This window comes from Aquabacterium sp. A3, from assembly GCF_038069945.1.
In the GTDB taxonomy this organism is placed as follows: Bacteria; Pseudomonadota; Gammaproteobacteria; order Burkholderiales; family Burkholderiaceae_C; genus Aquabacterium.
This window is the reverse complement of record NZ_JBBPEV010000004.1, coordinates 45,511-67,032: the sequence shown is the minus strand read 5'-3', so window position 1 is coordinate 67,032 and position 21,522 is coordinate 45,511. Positions and strand designations below refer to the sequence as shown.

Annotated in this window: 21 protein-coding genes and 1 tRNA gene; 12 read left to right on the top strand and 10 right to left on the bottom strand. The window is 65.6% G+C overall.

The window, feature by feature from the left end; all coding sequences use genetic code 11:
* Positions 1 to 173 precede the first annotated feature (173 nt).
* Both ilvN and ilvC read left to right on the top strand, forming a co-directional pair.
* Positions 174 to 665: an acetolactate synthase small subunit gene (gene ilvN, locus WNB94_RS13435; RefSeq protein WP_341390926.1), complete on the top strand. Its 492-nt coding sequence runs from the start codon at positions 174 to 176 to the stop codon at positions 663 to 665.
* 78 nt (positions 666 to 743) lie between these two features.
* Positions 744 to 1,760: a ketol-acid reductoisomerase gene (gene ilvC / locus WNB94_RS13430; protein ID WP_341390925.1), complete on the top strand. Its 1,017-nt coding sequence runs from the start codon at positions 744 to 746 to the stop codon at positions 1,758 to 1,760.
* 76 nt (positions 1,761 to 1,836) lie between these two features.
* Here ilvC and WNB94_RS13425 read toward each other — a convergent pair whose 3' ends face one another.
* Both WNB94_RS13425 and WNB94_RS13420 read right to left on the bottom strand, forming a co-directional pair.
* The gene (locus WNB94_RS13425; protein WP_341390924.1) at positions 1,837 to 3,579 is read right to left on the bottom strand and encodes a PHA/PHB synthase family protein; all 1,743 of its coding nucleotides are present in this window, start codon (positions 3,577 to 3,579) and stop codon (positions 1,837 to 1,839) included.
* A 63-nt stretch (positions 3,580 to 3,642) separates the two neighbouring features.
* Positions 3,643 to 4,164 (bottom strand): GNAT family N-acetyltransferase, encoded by a 522-nt coding sequence (locus WNB94_RS13420; RefSeq protein WP_341390923.1) that lies wholly within the window; start codon positions 4,162 to 4,164, stop codon positions 3,643 to 3,645.
* Positions 4,165 to 4,234: 70 nt separating this feature from the next.
* Here WNB94_RS13420 and WNB94_RS13415 point away from each other — a divergent pair, with 70 nt between their 5' ends.
* A complete protein-coding gene (locus WNB94_RS13415) occupies positions 4,235 to 5,005 on the top strand; it encodes a hypothetical protein (RefSeq protein ID WP_341390922.1) in 771 nt (256 codons plus the stop codon).
* Here the strand turns inward: WNB94_RS13415 and WNB94_RS13410 are convergent, their stop codons facing one another.
* Positions 5,006 to 5,638, bottom strand: a complete 633-nt coding sequence (locus WNB94_RS13410; RefSeq protein WP_341390921.1) for a glutathione S-transferase family protein — start codon at positions 5,636 to 5,638, stop codon at positions 5,006 to 5,008.
* A 136-nt stretch (positions 5,639 to 5,774) separates the two neighbouring features.
* Here WNB94_RS13410 and WNB94_RS13405 point away from each other — a divergent pair, with 136 nt between their 5' ends.
* Together WNB94_RS13405 and xerD are read left to right on the top strand one after the other, a co-directional pair.
* A complete protein-coding gene (locus WNB94_RS13405) occupies positions 5,775 to 6,410 on the top strand; it encodes a chalcone isomerase family protein (protein WP_341390920.1) in 636 nt (211 codons plus the stop codon).
* Positions 6,407 to 7,333 (top strand): site-specific tyrosine recombinase XerD, encoded by a 927-nt coding sequence (xerD, locus tag WNB94_RS13400; RefSeq protein WP_341390919.1) that lies wholly within the window; start codon positions 6,407 to 6,409, stop codon positions 7,331 to 7,333. The genes WNB94_RS13405 and xerD overlap by 4 nt, the downstream gene beginning before the upstream one ends.
* Before the next feature lie 21 nt (positions 7,334 to 7,354).
* Here the strand turns inward: xerD and WNB94_RS13395 are convergent, their stop codons facing one another.
* Positions 7,355 to 8,173 (bottom strand): ferritin-like domain-containing protein, encoded by an 819-nt coding sequence (locus WNB94_RS13395; protein ID WP_341390918.1) that lies wholly within the window; start codon positions 8,171 to 8,173, stop codon positions 7,355 to 7,357.
* Positions 8,170 to 9,048, bottom strand: coding sequence for an undecaprenyl-diphosphate phosphatase (locus tag WNB94_RS13390; protein ID WP_445819075.1), 879 nt, complete (start codon positions 9,046 to 9,048; stop codon positions 8,170 to 8,172). The genes WNB94_RS13395 and WNB94_RS13390 overlap by 4 nt, the downstream gene beginning before the upstream one ends.
* Positions 9,049 to 9,129: 81 nt before the next feature.
* Between WNB94_RS13390 and WNB94_RS13385 the strand changes: the two genes are divergently transcribed.
* From WNB94_RS13385 to WNB94_RS13365, 5 genes are all read left to right on the top strand, one after another.
* Positions 9,130 to 10,692 (top strand): protein adenylyltransferase SelO, encoded by a 1,563-nt coding sequence (locus WNB94_RS13385; protein WP_341390917.1) that lies wholly within the window; start codon positions 9,130 to 9,132, stop codon positions 10,690 to 10,692.
* The gene (gene msrB, locus WNB94_RS13380) at positions 10,689 to 11,108 is read left to right on the top strand and encodes a peptide-methionine (R)-S-oxide reductase MsrB (protein ID WP_341390916.1); all 420 of its coding nucleotides are present in this window, start codon (positions 10,689 to 10,691) and stop codon (positions 11,106 to 11,108) included. Before WNB94_RS13385 ends, msrB begins: the two co-directional genes overlap by 4 nt.
* A gap of 66 nt (positions 11,109 to 11,174) precedes the next feature.
* The gene (locus WNB94_RS13375; RefSeq protein ID WP_341390915.1) at positions 11,175 to 11,837 is read left to right on the top strand and encodes a septation protein A; all 663 of its coding nucleotides are present in this window, start codon (positions 11,175 to 11,177) and stop codon (positions 11,835 to 11,837) included.
* A gap of 16 nt (positions 11,838 to 11,853) precedes the next feature.
* Positions 11,854 to 12,162, top strand: coding sequence for a BolA family protein (locus WNB94_RS13370; protein ID WP_341390914.1), 309 nt, complete (start codon positions 11,854 to 11,856; stop codon positions 12,160 to 12,162).
* 29 nt (positions 12,163 to 12,191) lie between these two features.
* Positions 12,192 to 13,004 (top strand): peptidylprolyl isomerase, encoded by an 813-nt coding sequence (locus WNB94_RS13365; RefSeq protein WP_341390913.1) that lies wholly within the window; start codon positions 12,192 to 12,194, stop codon positions 13,002 to 13,004.
* On the opposite strand, the gene putA is transcribed toward WNB94_RS13365, so the two are convergent.
* Together putA and trmB are read right to left on the bottom strand one after the other, a co-directional pair.
* Positions 12,994 to 16,146: a bifunctional proline dehydrogenase/L-glutamate gamma-semialdehyde dehydrogenase PutA gene (gene putA, locus WNB94_RS13360; protein WP_341390912.1), complete on the bottom strand. Its 3,153-nt coding sequence runs from the start codon at positions 16,144 to 16,146 to the stop codon at positions 12,994 to 12,996. The two genes, WNB94_RS13365 and putA, sit on opposite strands and share 11 nt — an antisense overlap.
* Positions 16,147 to 16,241: 95 nt before the next feature.
* Complete coding sequence (trmB, locus tag WNB94_RS13355; protein WP_510166943.1) at positions 16,242 to 16,883, bottom strand: tRNA (guanosine(46)-N7)-methyltransferase TrmB; 642 nt, start codon at positions 16,881 to 16,883, stop codon at positions 16,242 to 16,244.
* 296 nt (positions 16,884 to 17,179) lie between these two features.
* On the opposite strand from trmB, the gene WNB94_RS13350 reads away from it, so the two are divergent.
* Both WNB94_RS13350 and WNB94_RS13345 read left to right on the top strand, forming a co-directional pair.
* Complete coding sequence (locus tag WNB94_RS13350; RefSeq protein WP_341390910.1) at positions 17,180 to 17,935, top strand: hypothetical protein; 756 nt, start codon at positions 17,180 to 17,182, stop codon at positions 17,933 to 17,935.
* Between the two features lie 60 nt (positions 17,936 to 17,995).
* A tRNA-Gly gene (locus tag WNB94_RS13345) sits at positions 17,996 to 18,069 on the top strand.
* Positions 18,070 to 18,117: 48 nt separating this feature from the next.
* On the opposite strand, the gene WNB94_RS13340 is transcribed toward WNB94_RS13345, so the two are convergent.
* From WNB94_RS13340 to WNB94_RS13330, 3 genes are all read right to left on the bottom strand, one after another.
* Positions 18,118 to 19,596 (bottom strand): NAD-dependent succinate-semialdehyde dehydrogenase, encoded by a 1,479-nt coding sequence (locus WNB94_RS13340; protein WP_341390909.1) that lies wholly within the window; start codon positions 19,594 to 19,596, stop codon positions 18,118 to 18,120.
* 59 nt (positions 19,597 to 19,655) lie between these two features.
* The gene (locus WNB94_RS13335) at positions 19,656 to 20,747 is read right to left on the bottom strand and encodes a porin (RefSeq protein WP_341390908.1); all 1,092 of its coding nucleotides are present in this window, start codon (positions 20,745 to 20,747) and stop codon (positions 19,656 to 19,658) included.
* Between the two features lie 82 nt (positions 20,748 to 20,829).
* The gene (locus WNB94_RS13330) at positions 20,830 to 21,519 is read right to left on the bottom strand and encodes a MarC family protein (RefSeq protein ID WP_341390907.1); all 690 of its coding nucleotides are present in this window, start codon (positions 21,517 to 21,519) and stop codon (positions 20,830 to 20,832) included.
* Positions 21,520 to 21,522: the final 3 nt, after the last annotated feature.

The following is a 21,522-nucleotide window of genomic DNA, read 5'->3' as shown; positions in this document are numbered from 1 at the left end:
GTCGTCAATCACCCAGCGCCGCAACCGGTCTGTGCAGGCCGCCCCTTGCCGGGGGCGTGTCGGGCCCAGGCCCTGAGCGGTGGCTGAACACACCAACCTATTCACATCGCACCCGGGGTCACAGCCTGCCGGTTACCGCCGACAGGCCCAGGAGCCCCCCAAGGACGATCACCATGAAACACGTCATTGCCCTGCTGCTCGAAAACGAGGCAGGCGCCCTGTCCCGCGTGGTGGGCCTCTTCTCGGCCCGTGGCTACAACATCGAGAGCCTGACGGTGGCCACCACCGAAGACCCCTCGCTGTCGCGCATGACCATCGTGACCACCGGCTCCGATGATGTCATCGAGCAGATCACCAAGCACCTCAACCGCCTCATCGAGGTGGTCAAGGTGGTCGATCTCTCTGAAGGCCCCTTCACCGAGCGCGAACTCATGCTCATCAAGGTTCGCGCCGTGGGCAAGGAGCGTGAAGAGATGAAGCGCATGGCCGACATCTTCCGTGGCCGCATCATCGACGTCACCGACAAGACCTACACCATCGAACTCACGGGCGACTCCGCCAAGCTCGACGCTTTCATCGAAGCGATCGACCGCGCCGCCATCCTTGAAACCGTGCGCACCGGGACCAGCGGGATCGGGCGCGGCGAGCGCATCCTGCGCGTCTGAAGAAGGCGCGACGGCGCTTACTCACTCCTCCCGCTATTTCCTGAATCCACCAACAGTTTTTCCGACGGAGCTACACACATGAAGGTCTATTACGACAAAGACGCTGATCTGAGCCTGATCAAGGGCAAGAACGTCACCATCGTTGGCTACGGCTCGCAAGGCCATGCCCACGCCCAGAACCTGCGCGATTCCGGCGTCAACGTGACCGTTGGCCTGCGCAAGGGCGGTGCCTCGTGGTCCAAGGCCGAAGGCGCTGGCCTGAAGGTTGCCGAAGTCGACGAGGCCGTCAAGGCCGCCGACCTGGTGATGATCCTCCTGCCCGACGAGAACATCCCTGAGGTGTACAACAACAACGTCGCCCCCAACATCAAGAAGGGTGCCACGCTGGCGTTTGCTCACGGCTTCAACGTGCACTACAACCAGGTCGTGCCCCGCGCTGACCTGGACGTGATCATGGTCGCCCCCAAGGGCCCTGGCCACACCGTGCGCTCCGAGTACCTCAAGGGCGGCGGCGTGCCTTCGCTCATCGCGGTGTACCAGGACGTGTCGGGCAAGGCCAAGGACATCGCCCTGTCGTACGCGGCTGCCAACGGCGGCACCAAGGGTGGCGTGATCGAAACCAACTTCCGTGAAGAAACCGAAACCGACCTGTTCGGCGAACAGGCCGTGCTGTGCGGTGGCGCTGTGGAGCTGGTGAAGATGGGTTTTGAGACCCTGACCGAAGCCGGCTACGCACCTGAAATGGCCTACTTCGAGTGCCTGCACGAGCTGAAGCTGATCGTCGACCTGATGTACGAAGGCGGCATCGCCAACATGAACTACTCCATCTCGAACAACGCCGAGTATGGTGAGTACGTGACGGGCGTGGAAGTGATCAACGAGAAGTCGCGCGAAGCCATGCGCAACGCGCTGAAGCGCATCCAGACCGGCGAATACGCCAAGATGTTCATCCTGGAAGGCAAGACGAACTACCCGAGCATGACCGCTCGCCGTCGCCTGAACGCTGCTCACCCGATCGAGACGGTCGGTGCCGAGCTGCGCGCCATGATGCCCTGGATCGCCAAGAACAAGCTGGTGGACCAGTCGAAGAACTGATCTGAATTGATCTGATCTTCAAAGCAGGCCGCGAGGGGCAACCTTCGCGGCCTGTTTGTTTGTGGGGTGCAGGGGCTCAGGGCTGGAGCACGTAGTGTCCGGGCGCGTCGGGCAGTTTGCGACGGCGTCCGGGCAGTCCCATGCGGGGTGGTGAGGTGGGCGCGCCAGAGTGCTGTGCCAGCCAGGCCTGCCATTGCGGCCACCACGAGCCTTCGGTGTGGGGCACGCTGGCCTGCCAACGCTCGGGCGAGACATACGCCTCGGTGGGGGGGCGGTGGTGCAACTGGAAGTGGCGGCCCTTGTGGCCGGGCTCGCTGACGATGCCGGCGTTGTGGCCGCCGCTGGTGAGCACGAAGGTGACGTCCAGCGGCAGCAGGTGCAGCTTGTAGACCGACTTCCACGGCGCCACGTGGTCGGTGACCGTGCCCACGGCAAAGCAGGGCACCCGGATGTCCGTGAACCAGATGGGCTTGCCATCGACCTCGTAGCGCCCGCGCGAGAGCTCGTTGTCCAGAAAGAGCTTGTGCAGGTATTCAGAGTGCATGCGGTAGGGCATGCGCGTGGTGTCGGCGTTCCAGGCCATGAGGTCGTTGGGGCGATCACGCTGGCCCAACAGGTAGTGGTTCAAGGCGCGCGACCAGATCAGGTCGTCGGCGTGCAGCAACTGGAAGGTGCCGGCCATCTGCGAGCCCTTGAGGTAGCCCTGCTGGGCCATCATCGATTCGATGAGTTCCACCTCGCTCTCGTTGATGAACATGAGCAACTCGCCCGCCTCGGTGAAGTCACCCTGGGCGGCCAGCAGCGTCATCGAGGCCAGCCGGTCGTCGCGATCGCGGCCCATGGTGGCGGCGGCGATCATCAACAGCGTGCCGCCCAGGCAGTAGCCGGTGGCGTGCACCTTCTGATCGGGCACGATGCGCCCAATGGTGTCCAGTGCGGCCATCACGCCCTGCTGTCGGTAATCCTCCAGGCCTTTGCAACGGTCTTCCAGCGTGGGGTTTTTCCACGAGATCATGAACACGGTGTGCCCCTGATCCACCAGGTACTTCACCATGGAGTTGTGGGGCGACAGGTCAAGGATGTAGTACTTCATGATCCAGGCCGGCACGATGAGTACGGGCTCGGGGTGCACGACCTCGGTGGTCGGGCTGTACTGAATCAACTCGATCAGGTCGTTGCGCAAGACCACCTTGCCCGGGGTGATGGCCACGTTGTCTCCGGGCTTGTAGGCCTCGGTGCCCGCTGGCGGGAGCCCGCGCACCAGGCGCTGGGCATCATCGGCCCAGTTCATCGCGCCTCTCACGAGGTTGGCGCCGCCTTCGGTGGCCGTGGCCGAGAGCACATCCGGGTTCAACCAGGGGATGTTGGCCGGGTTGAAGACGTCCAGCCATTGGCGGGCGGCGAAGGCCGCGATGTCTTCATGCCGGTGATTCAAGCCAGGCACACCGTGGGTGGCGCGGTGCCACGCGCGCTCCATCAGGTGAAAACCTTGGGCGTAGACGTTGAAGGGCCACTGTTGCCAAGCCTCGCTGGCAAAGCGCCGGTCGGGCAACCGGGCTGGCCATCCGTGCTGATCGGTGGCTTGCCTGGCGTGCGTCAGGTCGGCGGCGGCTTGCGCGACGTCGTCGCCTGCCTGCTTGAGCAGGTCCAGTTGCTTGCCTGGAGAGATCAGAAGGTGAGACAGCCAGTCCAGGTAGACCAAGCTGGTCTGGATGGGCGAGATGCCGCTCATCAACTGCCCGATGTCACCATGCACCTGACGGTCCAGGGCCCGAACCCAATCGTCCCAGCCCATGTCTTGAGGAGGGCACTCACTCATCACCGACTCCTGAACAGTCTCGTGTCCGCATGCTTTTGAGCTTGGCATGGGGGCACGCAGGGGTCAAGCGTCGAGCTTGATCCGGATCATGAATCGGGCGTTTGTGCCAAAGCTGCTGAGGCTGCGCTGCAGGCCTGGGTGGCTCAGCGCCACGGCTTGAAAGCCTTGTCGGTGCCAGTAAGCATGGGCGTCGCCTACGGCCACCAGGGCCAGTCCCTCCAGGGCCCATCGATGGGCCAATGCGGCGGCCTGTGCCACCAGGCGGTGGCCGGCGCCGGTGCCACGCGCCTCGGGGGCCACCGCCAGGTCATGCAGGTAAAGCCAGCGAGGCTGGCGTGGCGCCTGCCAGTCGCTGGCGTGCAGCACGGGCAGGTGGTCTTCATCGATCGGCAGACACCAGAGGTAGGCGCTGACCTGGCCGTGCTGCTCGGCCACCCAGGCGCCATCGGGTGCCTGGGCAAGCTTGTTGGCAAAGGCCTCGCGGGGCTCATGGTAATCCGGCAGGTGGCACGTGGCCTGGATGCGCATCACCGCGTCAAGGTCGGATGTCAACATGGGCCGAATGAGCGCGGCGGTCAGGGGCATGGGTGTTTTCCTGGGGGACGATGAATTGAACAAACGCGCCGACTTGAACTCACAATGGAGAGTTGAAGGCGTGTCCTCGTTTCCTGACCCAGGCTGTTTGATGATCAAGTACCAGAATTCTTCCTCAAAATCGTTCATGGTGGCTGGCGTGGCGCTGGCACTGGCCGTGGGGGCCGGAATCTGGTGGTCGGGGGGGCGTGCGCCCACGACCGACGACACCAGCAACACACCCGCCGCCGGTCAGGGCCTGTGGCCTGTCGCCGGGGTGGGCGATGCGCCCGCGCCGCTGCCCATGGCGTCTGGCCCGTCTTTGGCGGACGCCCGCCCGGACGGGGTGGGGCCGGAAGACTGGGAAACCCTGCTGGCGGTCATGGGGCGCATGGGCATGAGCAAGGAAGACGCTCGTCAATTGGTGGGCCTGGTCAGGTACCAGCGTGATTTTGAAAAGATGCAGACCCTGGACCAGGAAAAAGACGCGATGGCGCGCCGCCGCATCGCTGAATCCCTGAAGGCCGAACTGCCTCAGCGCGTCAAGTCGGGCGAGTTCACGCTGATGGAGTCGGCGTTCATGGGGGCGGCCTTGATCGCCGAGCTGGAAACCGACGATGCCAAACGCACCTCGCAACTGACGCAGTGGCAGGCTGAAATCGCCATGCTCGTGCCCGAAGCCGACAGCGAGGTGGCGATTGCCAAGCTGACCAGAGAAACCGAATGGAAGCGGCGCATGGCCGGCGCCTTCATGGAGTGGGAGGCGCAAGGTGACGCCACCACGCGCACCGAAGCCAAGCTGGAGCAGGCCATGGAGGCGGCCCGCCGCGAGTTCAACAGCAGCGCCCGCTGATCAGGCGCTCAGGCTGGGGCGCTGGGCCAGGTTCGTGCGCCAGCGCAACAGGTGCGGGTGGTCTGGCCCGGGTTTGAACTTGATGACCCGCGCAAAATCCACCAGCACCACGGCCGTGATGTCGGCCAGGCTGAAAGTGTCAATGGCCACGTGATCGCGTGTGGCCAGGTGGTCGTCCAGCACACGAAAGAAGCGATGCGCACGGTCCAGACCGCGTTGAGCGAGCTCCGGAATCTGCGCCACATTGGCCGCCCCCGTCAAGGCGCGGTCTTTCATGGCAGGGCTGGTGTTGCGGAAGGCTTCGGCCACCGCCAGCAGGCCTTCGTATTCCAGACGCGCGTTCCAGCTGGCCACCAGGGCTTTTTCAGTGGGGTTGCGCCCCAGCAGGGGTGGGTCAGGTTGCACCGCTTCGGCCCAGGCGATGATGGCTGCGTTGTCTTGCAGCACCGTGCCGTCGTCCAGCACCAGTGCGGGCACCGTGCATTGAGGATTGATGGCCCGGAAGGCCTCCCCGAGGTGTTCTCCGGTGACCAGATTCACTTGCACGGTGTCGTGCGCGATGCCTTTCTCACTCAGCAGGATGCGGGCGCGCCGGGGGCTGGGGGCCATGGTGAAGTCGTATAGCGTGGGCATGGTGCTTGTCTGGCGTGAAAATCACATCGTGCGTTGTGACGTGTCGGGTGTAAATCCCTTGTAAACCCTGTCCACAATGCCCATGTGCGGTGCGTTGAGGATTGAACGGGGCTGATCGGCCCTGCAAGGAGTGTGGATGCACTGGTTCAAACAGCATGCAGCCAAGTGGTTGCTGGTGGCCCTCGGGGGGCTGGCGGGGGTGACGGGTTTGTTGCCCGTGCCCGTGGTGGGCGTTGGCATGGCGCAGGCGGCCACGCTCGAGGGGCAGCGCTTTGAGCCCACGGTGCAGCTCGCCGACCGCACCTTGCGCCTCAATGGTTTGGGCTTGCGGGGCGTGGCGTGGATCAAGGCCTTCGTGGCCGGCTTGTACCTGCCGTCCACCACCCGTGATGCGGGCGTGGCCCTCAGCATGCCTGGCCCCAAGCGCTTGCAGTTGAAGGTGATGCTGGAGGCGCCAGCGGCCGAGTTGAGCAAGTCGCTCAACCGGCGGGTGCGCCGACATGAGCCCCCCGCGGTGCATCAAAAGCTGGCGCCCAGGCTGGAGGCGCTCACCGCCGACATCGATGCCATGGGCACCCTGAAGGCCGGCGATGTGATCGACCTGGATTACGTGCCCGACCAGGGCGTGATGTTGCGAAAAAACGGGGTGCCGGTCGGCCGGCTGCAGCCGGGTGAGGACCTGTACCGTGCCGTGCTCAAGGTGTTCATTGGTGATCACGCGATCGACCAGCGCATGAAAGACGGGCTCATGCGCGGTGGCGTGAAGACATGATCCGCGCCAGGGGGCCGGGGCTGGGGTCGGGTGACGACCCGGTGCTGGACCGCTTTCTGCAAGCCTTGTGGCTGGAAGCTGGGCTCAGCGACAACACCCTGGCCGCCTACCGCAGGGATTTGACGGGCCTGCTGACATGGTTGGCGAGCCAGGATGGTGGCGCCCGGCTCTTGTGTGAGGTTCGCGAACCGGACCTTCACGCGTACAGCGTCGCCCGCCATGCCGACACCCGACCCAGCTCGGCGGGGCGGCGTTTGAGCACCTTCCGCCGGTTCTTCAAGTGGGCGGTGCGCGAGCACCTGATCACCGAAGACCCGACCTTGCGCCTGGCGGCGCCACGCCTGCCTTCTCGCCTGCCGGGCACCTTGACCGAGGCCCAGGTGGAGGCCTTGCTGGCGGCCCCGGACACACAGCAGGCGCTGGGCCTGCGCGACCGCGCCATGCTGGAGCTGCTGTATGCCAGCGGACTGCGCGTGAGCGAACTCGTGACCTTGCAGCACTGGCAGGTGATGCTGCCCGAAGGGGTGGTGCGTGTGACTGGCAAGGGCAGCAAGGAGCGACTGGTGCCCTTCGGTGAAGAGGCCGGCTTGTGCCTGACTCGTTACCTGGCGTCGGCACGGCCAGAGATACTGGCGGGCCGGCAGTCGGATGATCTGTTCGTGACGGTGCGCGGCGCGGCCATGACACGCCAGATGTTCTGGAAACGCATCAAGCAACTGGCCGTTCAGGCAGGCATCCGGCAAGCCCTGTCTCCCCACACGCTGCGCCACGCCTTTGCCACGCACTTGCTCAACCACGGAGCCGACTTGCGTGTGGTGCAGTTGCTGCTGGGGCACGCCGACATTTCAACCACCCAGGTCTACACCCACGTAGCGCGAGAGCGCTTGCGGCAGTTGCACGAGCGACACCATCCGCGGGGGTGAGCCGCGCCTGGACGGGCGGCGTCAGTCCACGCCCAGCAAAAACGCCATTTCTTCGTCGGTGAAGCCCGCCGCCTTGCGCGCTGCCTCATTGAAGGGCGGTCGCAGCCGAGGCGCCTCGTACTGGCGAACCAACTGGGGATACAGGGTGACGGCGTCCAGCCCACGCTGCCGGCACAGGTGATGAAACCAGTGGTTGCCCACGGCCACATGCCCCACCTCGTCGCGCAGGATGATGTCCAGGATCTGCACGGCGGCGTGGTCACCGGCGCGGTTCAGTTTCTCCTGGATCAGGGGGGTGGCGTCCAGGCCCCGGGCTTCCAGGGTGCGGGGCACCAGGGCCATGCGGGCCACGATGTCGTCGGCGGTGCGCTCGCACATGGTCCACAGACCATCGTGCGCGTCAAAGTCGCCGTAGTCCCAGCCCATGGCCTGCAGGTGTTGGCGCAACAGGGTGAAGTGCAGTGCCTCTTCACTGGCCACGCGCAGCCAGTCCTGGTAGAACAAGGTCGGCATGCCGTCAAAGCGCCACACCGCATCCAGCGCCAAGTTGATGGCATTGAACTCGATGTGGCAGATGGCGTGCAGCAGGGCCGCACGCCCCTCGTCCGTGAAGGGGCTGCGCGAGGGCACCTGCTTGGCCGGCACCAAGTGGGGGCGCACCGGACGTCCCGGCATGGCGGCCTGTTGCGCGGCGTTCAGGGCCAGGCGCTCCTGGCACACCGCGTCGTCCAGCAGGGTGGGGTGGCTCAGGCACTCGGCCTGCAGCGCTTGCGCCTGGGCAGCCTTGGCGGCCGGATCAGGCGTCAGCAAGGTGTTCAGAGCGTGGTGTCTGAGGCTCATTCCTGCCAGGTGACCCAGCCCATGTGGGCCGTGACCAGGATGAGGATGCCGAAGGCGATGCGGTACCAGGCAAACGGGATGAACGTGTGGCTTGACACATAACGGATCAGCCAGCGCACGCACACCCAGGCCGACAGGAAAGCGAACACCAGACCCGTCATGAACGAGGGCAGATCGGCCACGCTCATGATGTCCCACTCTTTGTACAGGCTGTAGACGCCCGCACCCACCAGCGTGGGAATGCCCAGGAAGAAGCTGTAGTCGGTCGAGGCCTTGCGCGACAAGCCCATCAACATGCCGCCAATGATGGTGGCGCCTGAGCGGCTGGTGCCCGGGATCATGGCCAGGCACTGGATCAGCCCCACCTTGACGGCGTCGGACAGTGTCATGTCGTCCACCGTTTCAACGCGGGACCGCGGGTTGCGTGCCGCCAGGCGCTCGGCCCACATGATGATGAAGCCGCCCACGATGAACGCCACGGCCACGACCGTGGGGGTGAAGAGGTGCGCCTTGATGGCCTTGCCGATCAGCAGGCCCATGACCACGGCAGGCAGAAAGCCCACGATGACGTTGATGGCAAAGCGCTGAGCCTGCGGATCAGAGCCGAGGCCTTTGACCGTGTCGGTGATCTTTTGCAGATACACCAGGATGACCGCCAGGATGGCGCCGGTCTGGATGGCGATCTCGAACACCTTGGCCTTTTCTGCGCCCACCGAGTCTGCAAACCCCATCAAGGCGTTGGCCAGGATCAGGTGTCCGGTGCTGGAGATGGGCAGGAACTCGGTCAAGCCTTCCACGATGCCCATCAGGGCTGATTTCACGAACACCACCAGATCCACGGGCTTGTCCTGTCCTGTCAGTTGGAAAACGGACATCTTAGGGGAACACCATGACGGCACGGCACACAAAGGCCCAGGGGCCCCCAGGGACAGGGGGGCTTGTCTACACTGGACGACATGACCTTGATCTCTTCCCGTCATCCCGCACAGCAACCCGAGGCCTGGGCGAACCAGTTGGTGCGCCTGCACGAACGGGTCGTTGCGGACGGCGGGCTGGGGCTGGGCACACCCTGGCAGGCCACGCCATTGCCTCAACCCCGCTGGGTGGCCACCAACCCGGCGCTGGCCACCGCACTGGGTTGGCCAGAGGATTGGGCCGAGCACCACGACGCCTTGCAGGTGTTCAGCGGCAATGCGGTGTGGCCGGGCATGGTCCCGTTCAGCTCGGTGTACTCCGGCCACCAGTTTGGTGTCTGGGCGGGCCAGCTGGGAGATGGCCGGGCCCTGACCCTGGGCCAGATCGACACCCCGCTCGGGCCGCAAGAATTGCAGCTCAAAGGGGCCGGCATGACGCCTTATTCACGGCGTGCCGACGGGCGTGCCGTGTTGCGCTCGTCCATTCGTGAGTACCTGTGCAGCGAAGCCATGCATGGTCTGGGCATCCCCACCACGCGGGCCTTGTGCCTGACGGCCTCACCTCACCCGGTGGTGCGCGAGTCGGTGGAAACCGCCGCGGTGGTCACGCGAGTGGCCCCCTCGTTCATCCGCTTCGGGCACTTCGAGCACTTTGCCTATGCGCGCAGCGGCGATGGGCAGACGCCCGCCTTGCACAGCCTGCAGGCCTTGGTGGATTTTGTGATCACGCACCACGAGCCAGACCTGCAGGGCCACCCGCAGCCTGTGCTGGCGCTGTTGCAGCGCGTGGTGGAGCGAACCGCAGGGCTGATGGCGGCATGGCAGGCGGTGGGCTTTTGCCACGGGGTCATGAACACCGACAACATGTCCATCCTGGGCCTGACCATCGATTACGGTCCATTCGGGTTCATGGACGCGTTCGATCCCGATCACATCTGCAACCACTCGGACCACCAGGGACGCTACAGCTGGAACAACCAGCCGCAGATCGGCTACTGGAACCTGCGCGCACTGGCCCAGGCGCTGCTGGCCCTCTTGCCCCGGGGCGAGGACAGTGTGTCGGCGGTGGTGGAGGTGTTGCAGCGCTATGAGGACGTGTTCGTGCAGGCCATGCACGCCCGCTGGATGGACAAGCTGGGCCTGACGACGAGCCAGGACGACGATCGCACGCTCGTGCTGGACCTTTTGCAGCTCATGGCGGCCAACCAGGCTGATTTCACGATCACCTTCCGGCGCCTGTCAGGGTTTGACAGCCGTGCGGTGCCGGGTGCCGATGGAGGCCCGGTCAATGCGGCCATCCGCGATCTGTTCATGGACCGGGATGCCTTCGATGCGTGGGCCCTTCGTTACGCCAGCCGCCTGCGGGCCGAAGGGTCGGTGGACGCGGAGCGTGCGCAGCGCATGCGTGGTGTGAATCCGCTTTATGTGTTGCGCAACCACCTGGCAGAAACCGCGATCCGCCGTGCGCAAGATGGTGACGACAGCGAGGTGCGGCGTTTGCACCGCGTGCTGCAAACGCCTTTTGACGAGCAGGTCGGCTGCGAGGCCGACGCTGATTTTCCGCCCAGTTGGGCGCAATCCATCGAGGTGTCCTGTTCATCATGAGCGACGATCACAACTACCCGGTGCGCAAAAGTGATGCCGAATGGCGCGCCCAACTGGACCCCCTGAGCTACCAGGTGACCCGCCACGCGGCCACCGAGCGCCCGTTCACCGGGCGGTTCTGGGACCACTTTGACAACGGCATCTACCACTGCATCTGCTGCGGCACGCGCCTGTTCGAGTCGCACACCAAGTTCGATGCCGGCTGTGGCTGGCCCAGCTATTGGGCGGCCGTGAATGACGAGGCCATCGAGCGGGTGCTGGACACCAGCCATGGCATGGTGCGCGTGGAGGTGCGCTGCCGGCAATGCGGGGCCCACCTGGGCCACGTGTTTGACGACGGCCCCGAGCCCACGGGCGAGCGCTACTGCATCAACTCCGTCGCGATAGACTTCAGCCCGGAGGACGCTGGCGCGTGAGCTGAACGCTGCCATGTCCATAGGTTCATACAGCCACCACCGTTCACCAGGGGCCCCAGGCGGGCCATGTCCATGAAGTTTTTGCTTGATCTGCTGCCCGTCATCCTGTTCTTCGTGAGCTACAAGTGGTCGGAGGGGCACAAGGACGCCACCGCCGAATGGCTGACCCAGTACCTGGGCTTTGCCGTGGCCAATGGCGTGGTGATGGCCAAACAAGCGCCAGTGTTGCTGGCCACCGTGGTGGTCGTGGTGGCCACCGTGCTGCAGGTGCTCATCTTGAAGATCCTGCGCAAGCCTGTCGATCGCATCCTGTGGGCCAGCCTGGCCATCGTGGTCATCCTGGGCGCCTTGACCCTGTGGTTCAACAACGAGGCCTTCATCATGTGGAAGCCCACGGTGGTGTACTGGATGATGGGGGTGGGTTTCCTGGTCACCGAGGTGATTCTGAAAAAGCGCATGCTGCGCCAGATGATGGGGGGGCAACTGGACGTGCCCGATGCCATCTGGACGCGGGTGGGTTGGGCCTGGGCCGTGTTTTTTGTGGCCATGGGCTTTTTGAACCTGTATGTGGCCTTTGTGCTGTATGCCAACGACACCGACGCCTGGGTGACCTTCAAGACCTGGGGCACCCTGGCCCTGACCCTGGTGTTCATCGTGGCGCAGGGCGTGTACCTGTCTCGCCATGCGCTGGAGCCGGCCGGCGACGCCGCGTCGGGCTCGCGGTCTTGAGCAGAGGGCGGACACCATGAACCACAACCCTGGGGCTGCTGGGCCCGTCGAGCCCATCGAGCCCGTCAGCGCGGCCGAAATGGACGCGGTTTTGCGCGCTGCACTGCAGCCCGAGCTGCTGGACGTGCGGGACGACACCGCCGCGCACCATGGCCACGCAGGCCACAACGGCCAGGACACCGGCACCCACTTCGAGGTGCGCATCCGTGCGGCGTGCTTCCGGGGTTTGTCCCCCGTTCAGCGCCACCGGCTTGTGTATGATGCCCTGCGCGATTTGATGCCCCGAGGCATCCATGCCCTGGCCATCAAGGCCGAAGTCGCGTGAACACTCAACGAACGCCTGATTCAAACACCATGAAATCCACCCGCTTTGCACAGGCCGCCATCGTGTCGGCCCTGCTGGCGCTGAGCTCCGCCTCGGCCCTGGCCCAGAACATCGCCATCGTCAATGGCAAGGGCGTGCCCAAGGCCCGCGTTGATGCACTGGCCGAACAGGTTATGCGCGCGCAGGGTGGCAAGCTGGAAATGACGCCCGACATCGAAGCCAAGCTGCGCGACGAAGTCGTGATCCGCGAGATCTACCTGCAAGAAGCCCAACGCCGCGGCCTGCAGGCCTCTGCCGATTACCGTGCGCAGATGGAGCTGGCCCGCCAGGCCATCCTGATCCAGGCGCTGTTCAAGAACTTCGAGGCCAAGAACCCGCCCGATGAGGCCGAGGCCCGCGCCGAATACGACCAGATCAAGGCGGCCAACGGCGGTCAGGAGTACCGTGCACGTCACATCCTCGTGGAGTCTGAGGCTGAAGCCAAGAAGCTGCTCGACCAGATCAAGGGCGGCGCCAAGTTTGAAGAGCTGGCCAAGAAGCACTCCAAGGATCCAGGCTCTGGCCCCAACGGCGGTGATCTGGATTGGGCCAACCCCGGGAACTACGTACCCGAGTTCTCGGCGGCTTTGGTCAAGCTGAGCAAGGGCCAGGTCAGTGCTGCGCCGGTGCAGTCACAGTTTGGCTGGCACATCATCAAGCTCGAAGATGTGCGCGAAACGGCGTTCCCCAGCTTTGACGAGGTCAAAGAGCAGTTGCTGCAGCGCCAGAAGCAGGCCAAGCTGGCCAAGTTCCAGGAAGACCTGCGCAAGTCGGCCAAAACCGACTACAAGTTCAGCGAGTAAGGCCGGCCAGCAGGGTGGCATTGCCCCCTGCGGCGGTGGTGTTGATGCTCACCACCTGCTCGGTGGTGAAGCGCTGCAGATACCAGGGGCCGCCCGCTTTGGGCCCGGTGCCGCTCCAGCCCTGACCACCAAAGGGCTGGGCCCCCACGACCGCGCCCGTCATGCCGCGGTTCACATAGAGGTTGCCCACCCGGGCCAGGCGCTGAACGGCCTCGACCCGCGTGTCCAGCCGGGTGTGCAACCCCATCGTCAGCCCAAAACCCTGGGCATTGATCTGCTGCACCAGCGCCTCCAGCGTGGGGGCGCTGGTGCCCGGTCCCCAGTGCACCACATGCAGGATGGGGCCGAAGTGTTCGGCATCGAGCGCCGCCACGTTGGGCAGGCGCCAGGCCGAGGGCGCCACCCAATGCAGGCCATCTGACCCAGGGGGGTGCCCTGGCTCAGGCCAGGGGGTGCGTGCCAGCAGCGACACACCGCTGCCAGGCTGGGCCGCACGGGCTTCCAGGGTGTGTTCCCAGCGTTTCAGGCGCTCGGCAGCGGCCTGGTCGATGACCGGGCCGATGTCGGTGCGGGGATCATAGGGCCAACCCAGTCGCAGGCATTGCATGGCCCCGCTCAGCATGCGCTCCATGTCGATGGCCACGGCCTGGTGCAGACACAACAGCCGCAGGGCAGAGCAGCGTTGACCGGCACTGTGAAACGCGCTGTGGATCACCGCGTCCACCACCTGCTCGGGCAAGGCGCTGCTGTCAACGATCATGGCGTTGATGCCGCCTGTTTCGGCGATCAGGGGCACGATGGGGCGGTGGCCCTCTGCCAGGCTGCGTTGCAGGCGCTTGGCGGTGTCGCATGAGCCTGTGAAGACCACTCCGGCGCACTGAGGGTGGGCCACCAGGGCCGCACCCGTGAGGCCGTCTCCAGGGACGTGGTGCAGCACGCTGTCTGGTACGCCACAAGCCTGCAGCAGGCGCACGAACCGTTCGCCGATGCGTGGCGTTTGTGGCGCCGACTTCGCTGCCACGGCATTGCCCGTGACCAGCGCTGCCATCACCTGCCCCCCAAAGATGGCCAGGGGGAAGTTCCAGGGGGCGATGCACACCAAGACCCCCCGGCCGCGCAGCAGCCACCGGTTGTCTTCGCCGGTGGGCCCGGGCAGGGATTGCCCCTGCGCCAACACGCGGGCCTGATGGGCGTAGTAGCGGGCCATGTCGATGGTTTCGCGCACCTCGGCCACCGCATCGTCGATGGTCTTGTGCGCCTCGATCACCAGGTCGGCCGCCCAGTCATCCAGGTGTTGAGACAGTTGATCGGCGACGCGTTCGAGCACGGCAATGCGGTCTGACCAGGGGGTGAGCTCCCAGTCGGGCCAGGCCTGATGGAGTGCCGCCATCAACTGGCTGGCTTGCGCGGCGGGCACGGGTGCAGGGGGCACCCCCCGCCCTTGCTGTGCCTGTTGGCGTGCGTTCTGGATGGCCTCATCCAGCAGGCGCAGGTGCTCCGGGTGGCTGAGGTCGCGGCCAGGTGCTTGCGTGTGTGGGCCGCCCCAGGCTTGGCAGGGCTCAGGCCATGGCGCTTCATCCTCCGTGCCGTCCCATGGCGCGACCAGCAACTCATCGAGCGTGACGTGCGGGTCGGCCAGGCGGTGCACGAACGAGGAGTTGGCCCCGTTTTCCAGCAGGCGCCGCACCAGATAGGCCAGCAGCTCGCGCTGCGGCCCGACGGGCGCATACACCCGCACAGGCGCCATGTGCGCTGCATCGGTGTGTTCGCGGATGCAGGCGTAGGTGGACTCGCCCATGCCGTGCAGGCGTTGCCACTCGTACTGCGTGGGCTTGACGCCCATGGCCCTGGCCATGGACATCACGGCGGCGATGGTGACGGCGTTGTGCGTGGCAAATTGCGGGCGCAGTTGCGGACTGTGTTGTAGCAGCAGGCGAGCGCACGACAGGTAGGCCAGGTCGGTGTGCGATTTGCGGGTGTACACCGGGTAGCCGGGCAAGCCCAGCTCTTGCGCGCGCTTGATTTCGCCGTCCCAGTAGGCGCCCTTGACCAGGCGAATGCTCAAGGTGCGCTGGTGTGTCTGGGCCAGGCTGGCCAGTCGCTGGACAAGTGCGGGTGCCCTGAACTGATAGGCCTGCACCGCCATGCCCAGCCCCTGCCACGCGGGCGACACGCGGGCGTCGCTCAGGGCCTGCAGCAAGGCGTTGATCACCTTCAGTTGCAGGCCCAGGCGGTCGCTTTCTTCGGCGTCGAGCGTGAGCAACAGGTCGTGCTGGGCGGCCTGACGGGCCAGCGTCACCACGCGCGGCAGCAACTGGCGCACCACGTCGTCTTCGTGCCGGTGCTCGTACCGGGGGTGCAGGGCCGACAGCTTGACCGACAGGCCCTGGCCGGCCGCCTGCTGGTCGGCCAGGTGGTTCAAGGCGTGCTCGTAGGCCGCCAGATAGCGGTCGGCATCGGCCCAGGTGCGTGCCCCTTCGCCAAGCATGTCGAAGCTCCACGCGGTGTGCGCCTCTGCGGCCGCCGATTCGCGCCGGGCCTGCTGCCACGCCGACTCGATGCGGGGCGCCAGCACGAACTGGCGCCCCAGCAAGGCCACCGCATGCAAGGTGGCTTTGACCGTGGCTTGCTGTCCCAGGCGCTCAAGCACACTGACCAGCGCGCCGTGGTGATCTTGGGGCGACGAGGGCGTGTGCGGTGGCAGCATGTGCGCTGCCAGGTGCAACACCCGGTGTGACAGGGCCTCCCACCAGGGGTGGGCGCTGAGAGCGTCTGACGGCAGGTGATCGAAGTGACCGTGCTCCAACTGGTCGCTCACCAGCAGGTGCAAGGTGTCGGCGTCGGGGATTCGCAGCAGCGCCTCGGCCAGCCGCATCAGTGCCAGGCCTTGCGCGCTGGACAGCGGGTAGGCCTGCAACAGGCTTTCCATGGCCCAGAACGAAGGGGGGTGCTCACGCAGGTGCTGCAGCCAGGGGGTGGCCAGCTCACGCACCACGGGCCAGTCCCATGGGCTCAGTGGCGGGGCGGCCGAGTTCGAGGTGGCCGCGCTCAAGGCGGCCGAGTTCAGCACGGCCGACTTCAGCCGGTGGACGGCGCGCTTCTCGTCGTCCCAGGGGGGTGGCAAGGCGGGCAGGTCGGTCACGCAGCAAACTCCCGTTGGCTGCAAGCCTAGCGCGGCCAGCGTGCGCCGTCCAGTGGGAGCAGCGGGCCCGCGTCGGTTTTATGGCGCTTTGGTGATCAGCTGCGCTTTTGGAACACCAGGTCCCACACCCCATGCCCCAACCGGAGACCGCGGTTTTCGAACTTGGTCAGTGGTCTGTAGGCGGGCTTTTCGGCAAAGCCCTCGGCGGTGTTGCGCAACTGGGGCTCGGCGCCCAGCACCTCCAGCATCTGGTGGGCGTAGGGCTCCCAGTCGGTGGCGCAGTGCAGGTAGCCACCTGGGGCCAGGCGCGTCACCAGGTGGGCCACGAACGGCGCCTGGATGAGGCGGCGCTTGTGATGCCGCTTCTTGTGCCAGGGGTCCGGAAAGAAGATGTGCACGCCTGCCAGCGTGTCCGGCGCGATCATGTGCTCCATCACCTCCACGGCATCGTGGCGCACCAGTCGCAGGTTGCTGAGACCACGCTCGCCGATCTGCTTGAGCAGTGCGCCCACGCCAGGTTCGTGCACCTCGCAGCCAATGAAGTCGGTGCCTGGGAGGGTTTCGGCGATCTTGGCCGTGGCGTCGCCCATGCCGAAGCCGATCTCCAGCACCACGGGGGCTTGGCGCCCGAAGGTGGCCGCCAGGTCCAGTGGCGTGTCCTGGAAGGGCAGCACGAAGCGGGGGCCGAGTTCACTCAGGGCCCGAGCCTGACCTTCGGTGGTGCGGCCCGCACGCATGACGAAGCTGCGAATGCTGCGCGGGTGCTGAACCGTGGAGGATTCACGTTCGGCCTCGGTGGGGTCGTTGTGCTCGGAGGGGGGGGTGTCGCTCATGGGCCGGGATTCTACGTGTGGTCGGCGAGACTCAGCGTACTCACCAAGTCTGGTGTCTCCGTGACGAAGTAGACCGTTCGCCATCTGAGTGCCGACCTTAGAACCCCTGAAATGGGTGGTTTTTGAGATGCTTATCCCATGTTGTTTCGCTTTGATACACGGGCTGGTTTGCGAGCCCGGCAAGGCGTCAGGAGTACCAGATGAGCACCCTCAAGAACCGTTGGATCCACACCTTGGCAGCCTCCGCCCTGGCATGGGGGGCCGGCAGCGCACAGGCCATCACCTTGACCTTGCCAACCACCTTGATCGATGCGGAAGCGACGTTCAAGTTTTCTGAAATGTCCAGCACCTTGATGACGAACATGGGCGTGTCCGTGTCCGCCATGGGCAACACCGTGGCCAACGATGGCGGCTGGAGTTTCATGATGCCCGTCACGCAGGTCGCGCTGAGCCAGACCTTGTTCCCGTTTGCCACCACCCCCGTCTCGGGTGAGGCCACCGGGTCGTCGTTGCTGATCCAGAACAACAAGGGTGCGCTGGCCTTGTCCAACTTCGAGCTGGATTTCAAGCGCAACATCCTGATGGCCGACCTCACGACCGCCGCCGGCACCACCAAGTCGTTTGACGTTTACGCGTTCAAGGTCGACAAGGACCTGCACCTGTCGACCACGGGCGGGCTGTCGCTGGACATGAGCCTGACCAACATGATGCTGACCACCGGCGCACAAGGCGCCTTCATGTCGGCGTTGCAGTTGCCGTCGTTCTTGTCGGCGGCCTTGCCCTTGCTGGATTTCGGCACGCTGGACGTGGAGATATCGCCGTCGCTGCGGTTTGGTGTGTCGGACAAGCCTTTCATGGCCAACGTGACCGCCGTGCCCGAGCTGTCGTCGTCGGTCATGCTGGGCCTGGGTCTGGCAGGCATCGCCTTCGTGTCTCGCCGCAAGCTGGCGCACTGAGCCCCGCTTGCAACAGGCACGCGCGGCCAGGCTCACCGGGCGCTACAATCTGCGCTGCACGCGGGTGTAGTTCAATGGTAGAACGCCAGCTTCCCAAGCTTGATACGTGGGTTCGATTCCCATCACCCGCTCCAGCATGAATCCAAAAGGCCCGTCACTGACGGGCCTTTTTCATGGTGCGTTCAGCGGTCCAGCCCACCCAGGGCCAGGTACTTGGTTTCCAGGTAGTCGTCGATGCCTTGACGCGCGCCTTCGCGGCCCAAACCGGATTGTTTGACGCCACCAAAGGGCACCTCGCAGGTGGAGATCAGCCCGGTGTTGACGCCCACCATGCCGTATTCCAGCGCCTCGCCCACCCGGAAGATGCGGCCCACGTCGCGGCTGTAGAAATAACTGGCCAGCCCGAACTCGGTGGCATTGGCCATGGCGATGGCGTCGGCCTCGGTGTCGAACTTGAACACCGGGGCCACCGGGCCGAAGATTTCTTCGCGCGCCATGCGCATGTCGGCGCTCACATCGGCCAGCACCGTGGGCTGGTAGAAGTGGCCACCTGACATGTCGGCTCGCTGGCCGCCCGTCACCACCCGGGCACCTTTGCCCAGGGCGTCGCCCACCAGGGCTTCCACCTTGCCCAGGGCCTCGGCGTCGATCAGGGGGCCTTGGCTCACCCCTTGCACAAAACCATTGCCCACGCGCATCTCGCGCACCTTGGCGGCCAGCTTGTGCACAAAGGCATCGTAAATGCCCGCCTGGGCGTACAAGCGGTTGGCGCACACGCAGGTCTGCCCCGCATTGCGGTATTTGCTGACCATGGCGCCTTCGACGGCGGCGTCCAGGTCGGCATCGTCAAACACGATGAAGGGGGCGTTGCCACCCAGCTCCAGCGCCAGCTTCTTGATGGTGGGCGCGCATTGTTTCATCAGGATGCGGCCCACTTCGGTGGATCCGGTGAACGACAGGTGGCGCACCACATCGCTGGCGCACAGCGCCTGGCCCACGTCCACCGAGCGTTGTCCATCGGCGGTCAGCACATTGAGCACGCCAGCTGGCATGCCCGCGCGCTGGGCCAGTTCGGCCAGGGCCAGGGCCGACAGTGGCGTGGCCTCAGCCGGTTTGATCACCACCGGGCAGCCGGCCGCCAGGGCCGGGGCCACCTTGCGGGTGATCATGGCGATGGGGAAGTTCCAGGGCGTGATCGCGGCGCACACGCCGATCGGCTGGCGGATGACCAGGTAGCGCTTGCTGGGATCGGTGGTGGGGATGGTTTCGCCATACACCCGCCGGGCTTCTTCGGCAAACCACTCGATGAAGCTGGCGCCATAGCCCACCTCGCCCTTGGCCTCGGCCAGTGGCTTGCCCTGTTCGGCCGTCAGGATGTGGGCGAGGTCGTCGGCGTGTTGCTGGATCAGCTGAAACCATTTCATCAGCACGGCGCCGCGGGCTTTGGCCGTCATGGCGCGCCAGGCGGGCCAGGCGCGATGGGCGGCCTCGATGGCCGCCTCGGTGTGGGCGGCCCCCAGGTTGGGCACCTCGGCCAGAGGATGGCCGGTGGCCGGGTCGATCACGGCAAAACGTTCGGGTGCATCCACCCAGTCGCCATCGATCAGCGCCTGGGTTTTGAGCAAGGTGAGGTCCTGCAGTTGGCTCAGCGGTGATGTCATGTGTTGGTCTCCGTGGGGGCATCCCAGCCACCATCATAGAGAGGCATTGCTTTGGGGGCTCAGAAGTCGCGGCGCAGCCCCAGGATCCAGGCGTGGCCACCGCTGGTGGACGCGCTCAGCCCCGACAGCCCGTCGCCTCGGGAGGTCAGTGCGGCGGTTTCAGCCTCCCGGTAGTACTCCAGAAAAACCTTGAGCCATGCATCGTGTTGATGGTCGATGCCCAGGTGCACGATGTGCTCGCCGTAGCCGGCGACGCGTGCCCACATGGCCTTGAAGGTGTTGGCGCCGCGGCGGTGCGTGACCAGCAGGCTGGCGGCCTGGTTACCGTCGCGGCTGAAGCTGCCCGGGGTGTGGTTGTTGGTGTCAAAGCGCTCGTACTTGGCCGCCCACTGCCAGGCGCCCATCGCATGACTGGCCGACAGGCCATACAGCCGATTGCGTCCGGTGCCGGCGTCGCCGCGATCGTCCATGGCCACGGCCAGCCGGGTGTGGCCGTGTTGGTAGGTCACGGCCATTTGCACCCGCTCGTCGTCAATGCGAGACGTGGAGCGGCGATTGCCCCGCGCGGGCGCGTAGGCGGCCGACACGCTGAAGCCCTGAAACTCCGGGCTGTTGTAGGCCACGGTATGGCGCACCCTGAACACGGTGTAGGTGGCAAATCCGCTGTAGTAGCTGCTGAAGGCATCCACCGGCGCGGAGATGGCGTTGTAGTACGGCATCCATTGTTGTCCCCAGTGCAGGGTGCCCCAGGGCGCCTGCACGCCCACACGGGCAATGCGCAGACGCTCGGGGCTGCCGTCAGGGGCGTCGCCCTGGTCATAGGGGTCTTGCAGTGACAGGTTCGGCACGTCCACGGGCAGCTCCAGCTGCCCGGTCAGCGCGATGCCGTCGCGCACCTGGTGCCGCACCGACACACCCACGCGCGAATAGGCATCGCGCAGCCCCGTGTAGCGAGCCAGCGCGTCACGGTGGTCCGGGTGCACGGATTCGGCCTGCACCCTCAGCGAGGCGTACCAATCAACTTCGGTGGCTGGCGCCGTGGTGGTGGTGGTGGTGGTGGCGCCGGCAACGCCGCTCAGCGTGGCGCACCAGGCGATCAAGGCGATGCCTGGGTGAATGCTCGGCAGCGGCAGACAGGTTCTTTTCAGCACGGTGGGTGTTGGTGTGTGTGATGGGTTGCTGGATGACGATGGCGTAGGGCGTTGGAGGATGGGGGCGCGCATGCGAGGGGGCTCAGCGAGGCAGGCTGCTCCACAAGGTGCGCACCAGCTCGCTGGCGCCGTCCCAGACGATCTGCACGCCCATGCACAACAGGATGAACGCCGACAGGCGCAGAAACACCGCCGTGCCGGCATCGCCCAGCGCGTGCAGCAGGCGGGCGGCGTAACGAAACGCCAGGAACATCAACAGCGCCACCAAGGCCACGGCCACCAAGGCGCCAGCCATGCGCACCAGCGAGGTCACCAGGCTGGCTTCGTGCAAGGCCACCCCCACGGTGATGGCCACCGCCACCGACCCGGGGCCACAGCTGATGGGGAAGGTGAGTGGATAGAAGGCCTGACGGCGGGCATGCTCCGGGGTGAATGACTCTGCCAGTGCGGCCCGACTGTCGGGCATGGACGGCGTGGCACCCAGCAGCCGCCAGGCCATCGCAGCCAGGATGAGCCCTCCGCCAATGCGGACGATGGGCAGCGAGATGCCGAACAGGTCCAGCACATAAGAGCCCACGAGCATGGAGCCGGCCATCAGCCAGAACGCGTTGATGGCAATTCGCCGTGCCAGCAGCGTCCGTGTCAAGGGCGAGGCCCCCTCGGTCAAGGACAGGAACACGGGCGCCGTGGCCGCCGGATTCAGGATGGGCAGCATCGCCGCCAGCACGAACAGGAAGCTTTTGCCCAGCGCCAGCAAGAGGTCGATGGTCATGCG

What these genes read in the sequence shown, in the direction of transcription:
- ilvN (WP_341390926.1), top strand. Translation starts at nt 174, where the DNA reads ATGAAACACGTCATTGCCCTGCTGCTCGAAAACGAGGCAGGCGCCCTG.
- ilvC (WP_341390925.1), top strand. Translation starts at nt 744, where the DNA reads ATGAAGGTCTATTACGACAAAGACGCTGATCTGAGCCTGATCAAGGGC.
- WNB94_RS13425 (WP_341390924.1), bottom strand. Translation starts at nt 3,579, where the DNA reads ATGAGTGAGTGCCCTCCTCAAGACATGGGCTGGGACGATTGGGTTCGG.
- WNB94_RS13420 (WP_341390923.1), bottom strand. Translation starts at nt 4,164, where the DNA reads ATGCCCCTGACCGCCGCGCTCATTCGGCCCATGTTGACATCCGACCTT.
- WNB94_RS13410 (WP_341390921.1), bottom strand. Translation starts at nt 5,638, where the DNA reads ATGCCCACGCTATACGACTTCACCATGGCCCCCAGCCCCCGGCGCGCC.
- WNB94_RS13405 (WP_341390920.1), top strand. Translation starts at nt 5,775, where the DNA reads ATGCACTGGTTCAAACAGCATGCAGCCAAGTGGTTGCTGGTGGCCCTC.
- xerD (WP_341390919.1), top strand. Translation starts at nt 6,407, where the DNA reads ATGATCCGCGCCAGGGGGCCGGGGCTGGGGTCGGGTGACGACCCGGTG.
- WNB94_RS13395 (WP_341390918.1), bottom strand. Translation starts at nt 8,173, where the DNA reads ATGAGCCTCAGACACCACGCTCTGAACACCTTGCTGACGCCTGATCCG.
- WNB94_RS13390 (WP_445819075.1), bottom strand. Translation starts at nt 9,048, where the DNA reads ATGTCCGTTTTCCAACTGACAGGACAGGACAAGCCCGTGGATCTGGTG.
- WNB94_RS13385 (WP_341390917.1), top strand. Translation starts at nt 9,130, where the DNA reads ATGACCTTGATCTCTTCCCGTCATCCCGCACAGCAACCCGAGGCCTGG.
- msrB (WP_341390916.1), top strand. Translation starts at nt 10,689, where the DNA reads ATGAGCGACGATCACAACTACCCGGTGCGCAAAAGTGATGCCGAATGG.
- WNB94_RS13375 (WP_341390915.1), top strand. Translation starts at nt 11,175, where the DNA reads ATGTCCATGAAGTTTTTGCTTGATCTGCTGCCCGTCATCCTGTTCTTC.
- WNB94_RS13370 (WP_341390914.1), top strand. Translation starts at nt 11,854, where the DNA reads ATGAACCACAACCCTGGGGCTGCTGGGCCCGTCGAGCCCATCGAGCCC.
- WNB94_RS13365 (WP_341390913.1), top strand. Translation starts at nt 12,192, where the DNA reads ATGAAATCCACCCGCTTTGCACAGGCCGCCATCGTGTCGGCCCTGCTG.
- trmB (WP_510166943.1), bottom strand. Translation starts at nt 16,883, where the DNA reads ATGCGTGCGGGCCGCACCACCGAAGGTCAGGCTCGGGCCCTGAGTGAA.
- WNB94_RS13350 (WP_341390910.1), top strand. Translation starts at nt 17,180, where the DNA reads ATGAGCACCCTCAAGAACCGTTGGATCCACACCTTGGCAGCCTCCGCC.
- WNB94_RS13340 (WP_341390909.1), bottom strand. Translation starts at nt 19,596, where the DNA reads ATGACATCACCGCTGAGCCAACTGCAGGACCTCACCTTGCTCAAAACC.
- WNB94_RS13330 (WP_341390907.1), bottom strand. Translation starts at nt 21,519, where the DNA reads ATGACCATCGACCTCTTGCTGGCGCTGGGCAAAAGCTTCCTGTTCGTG.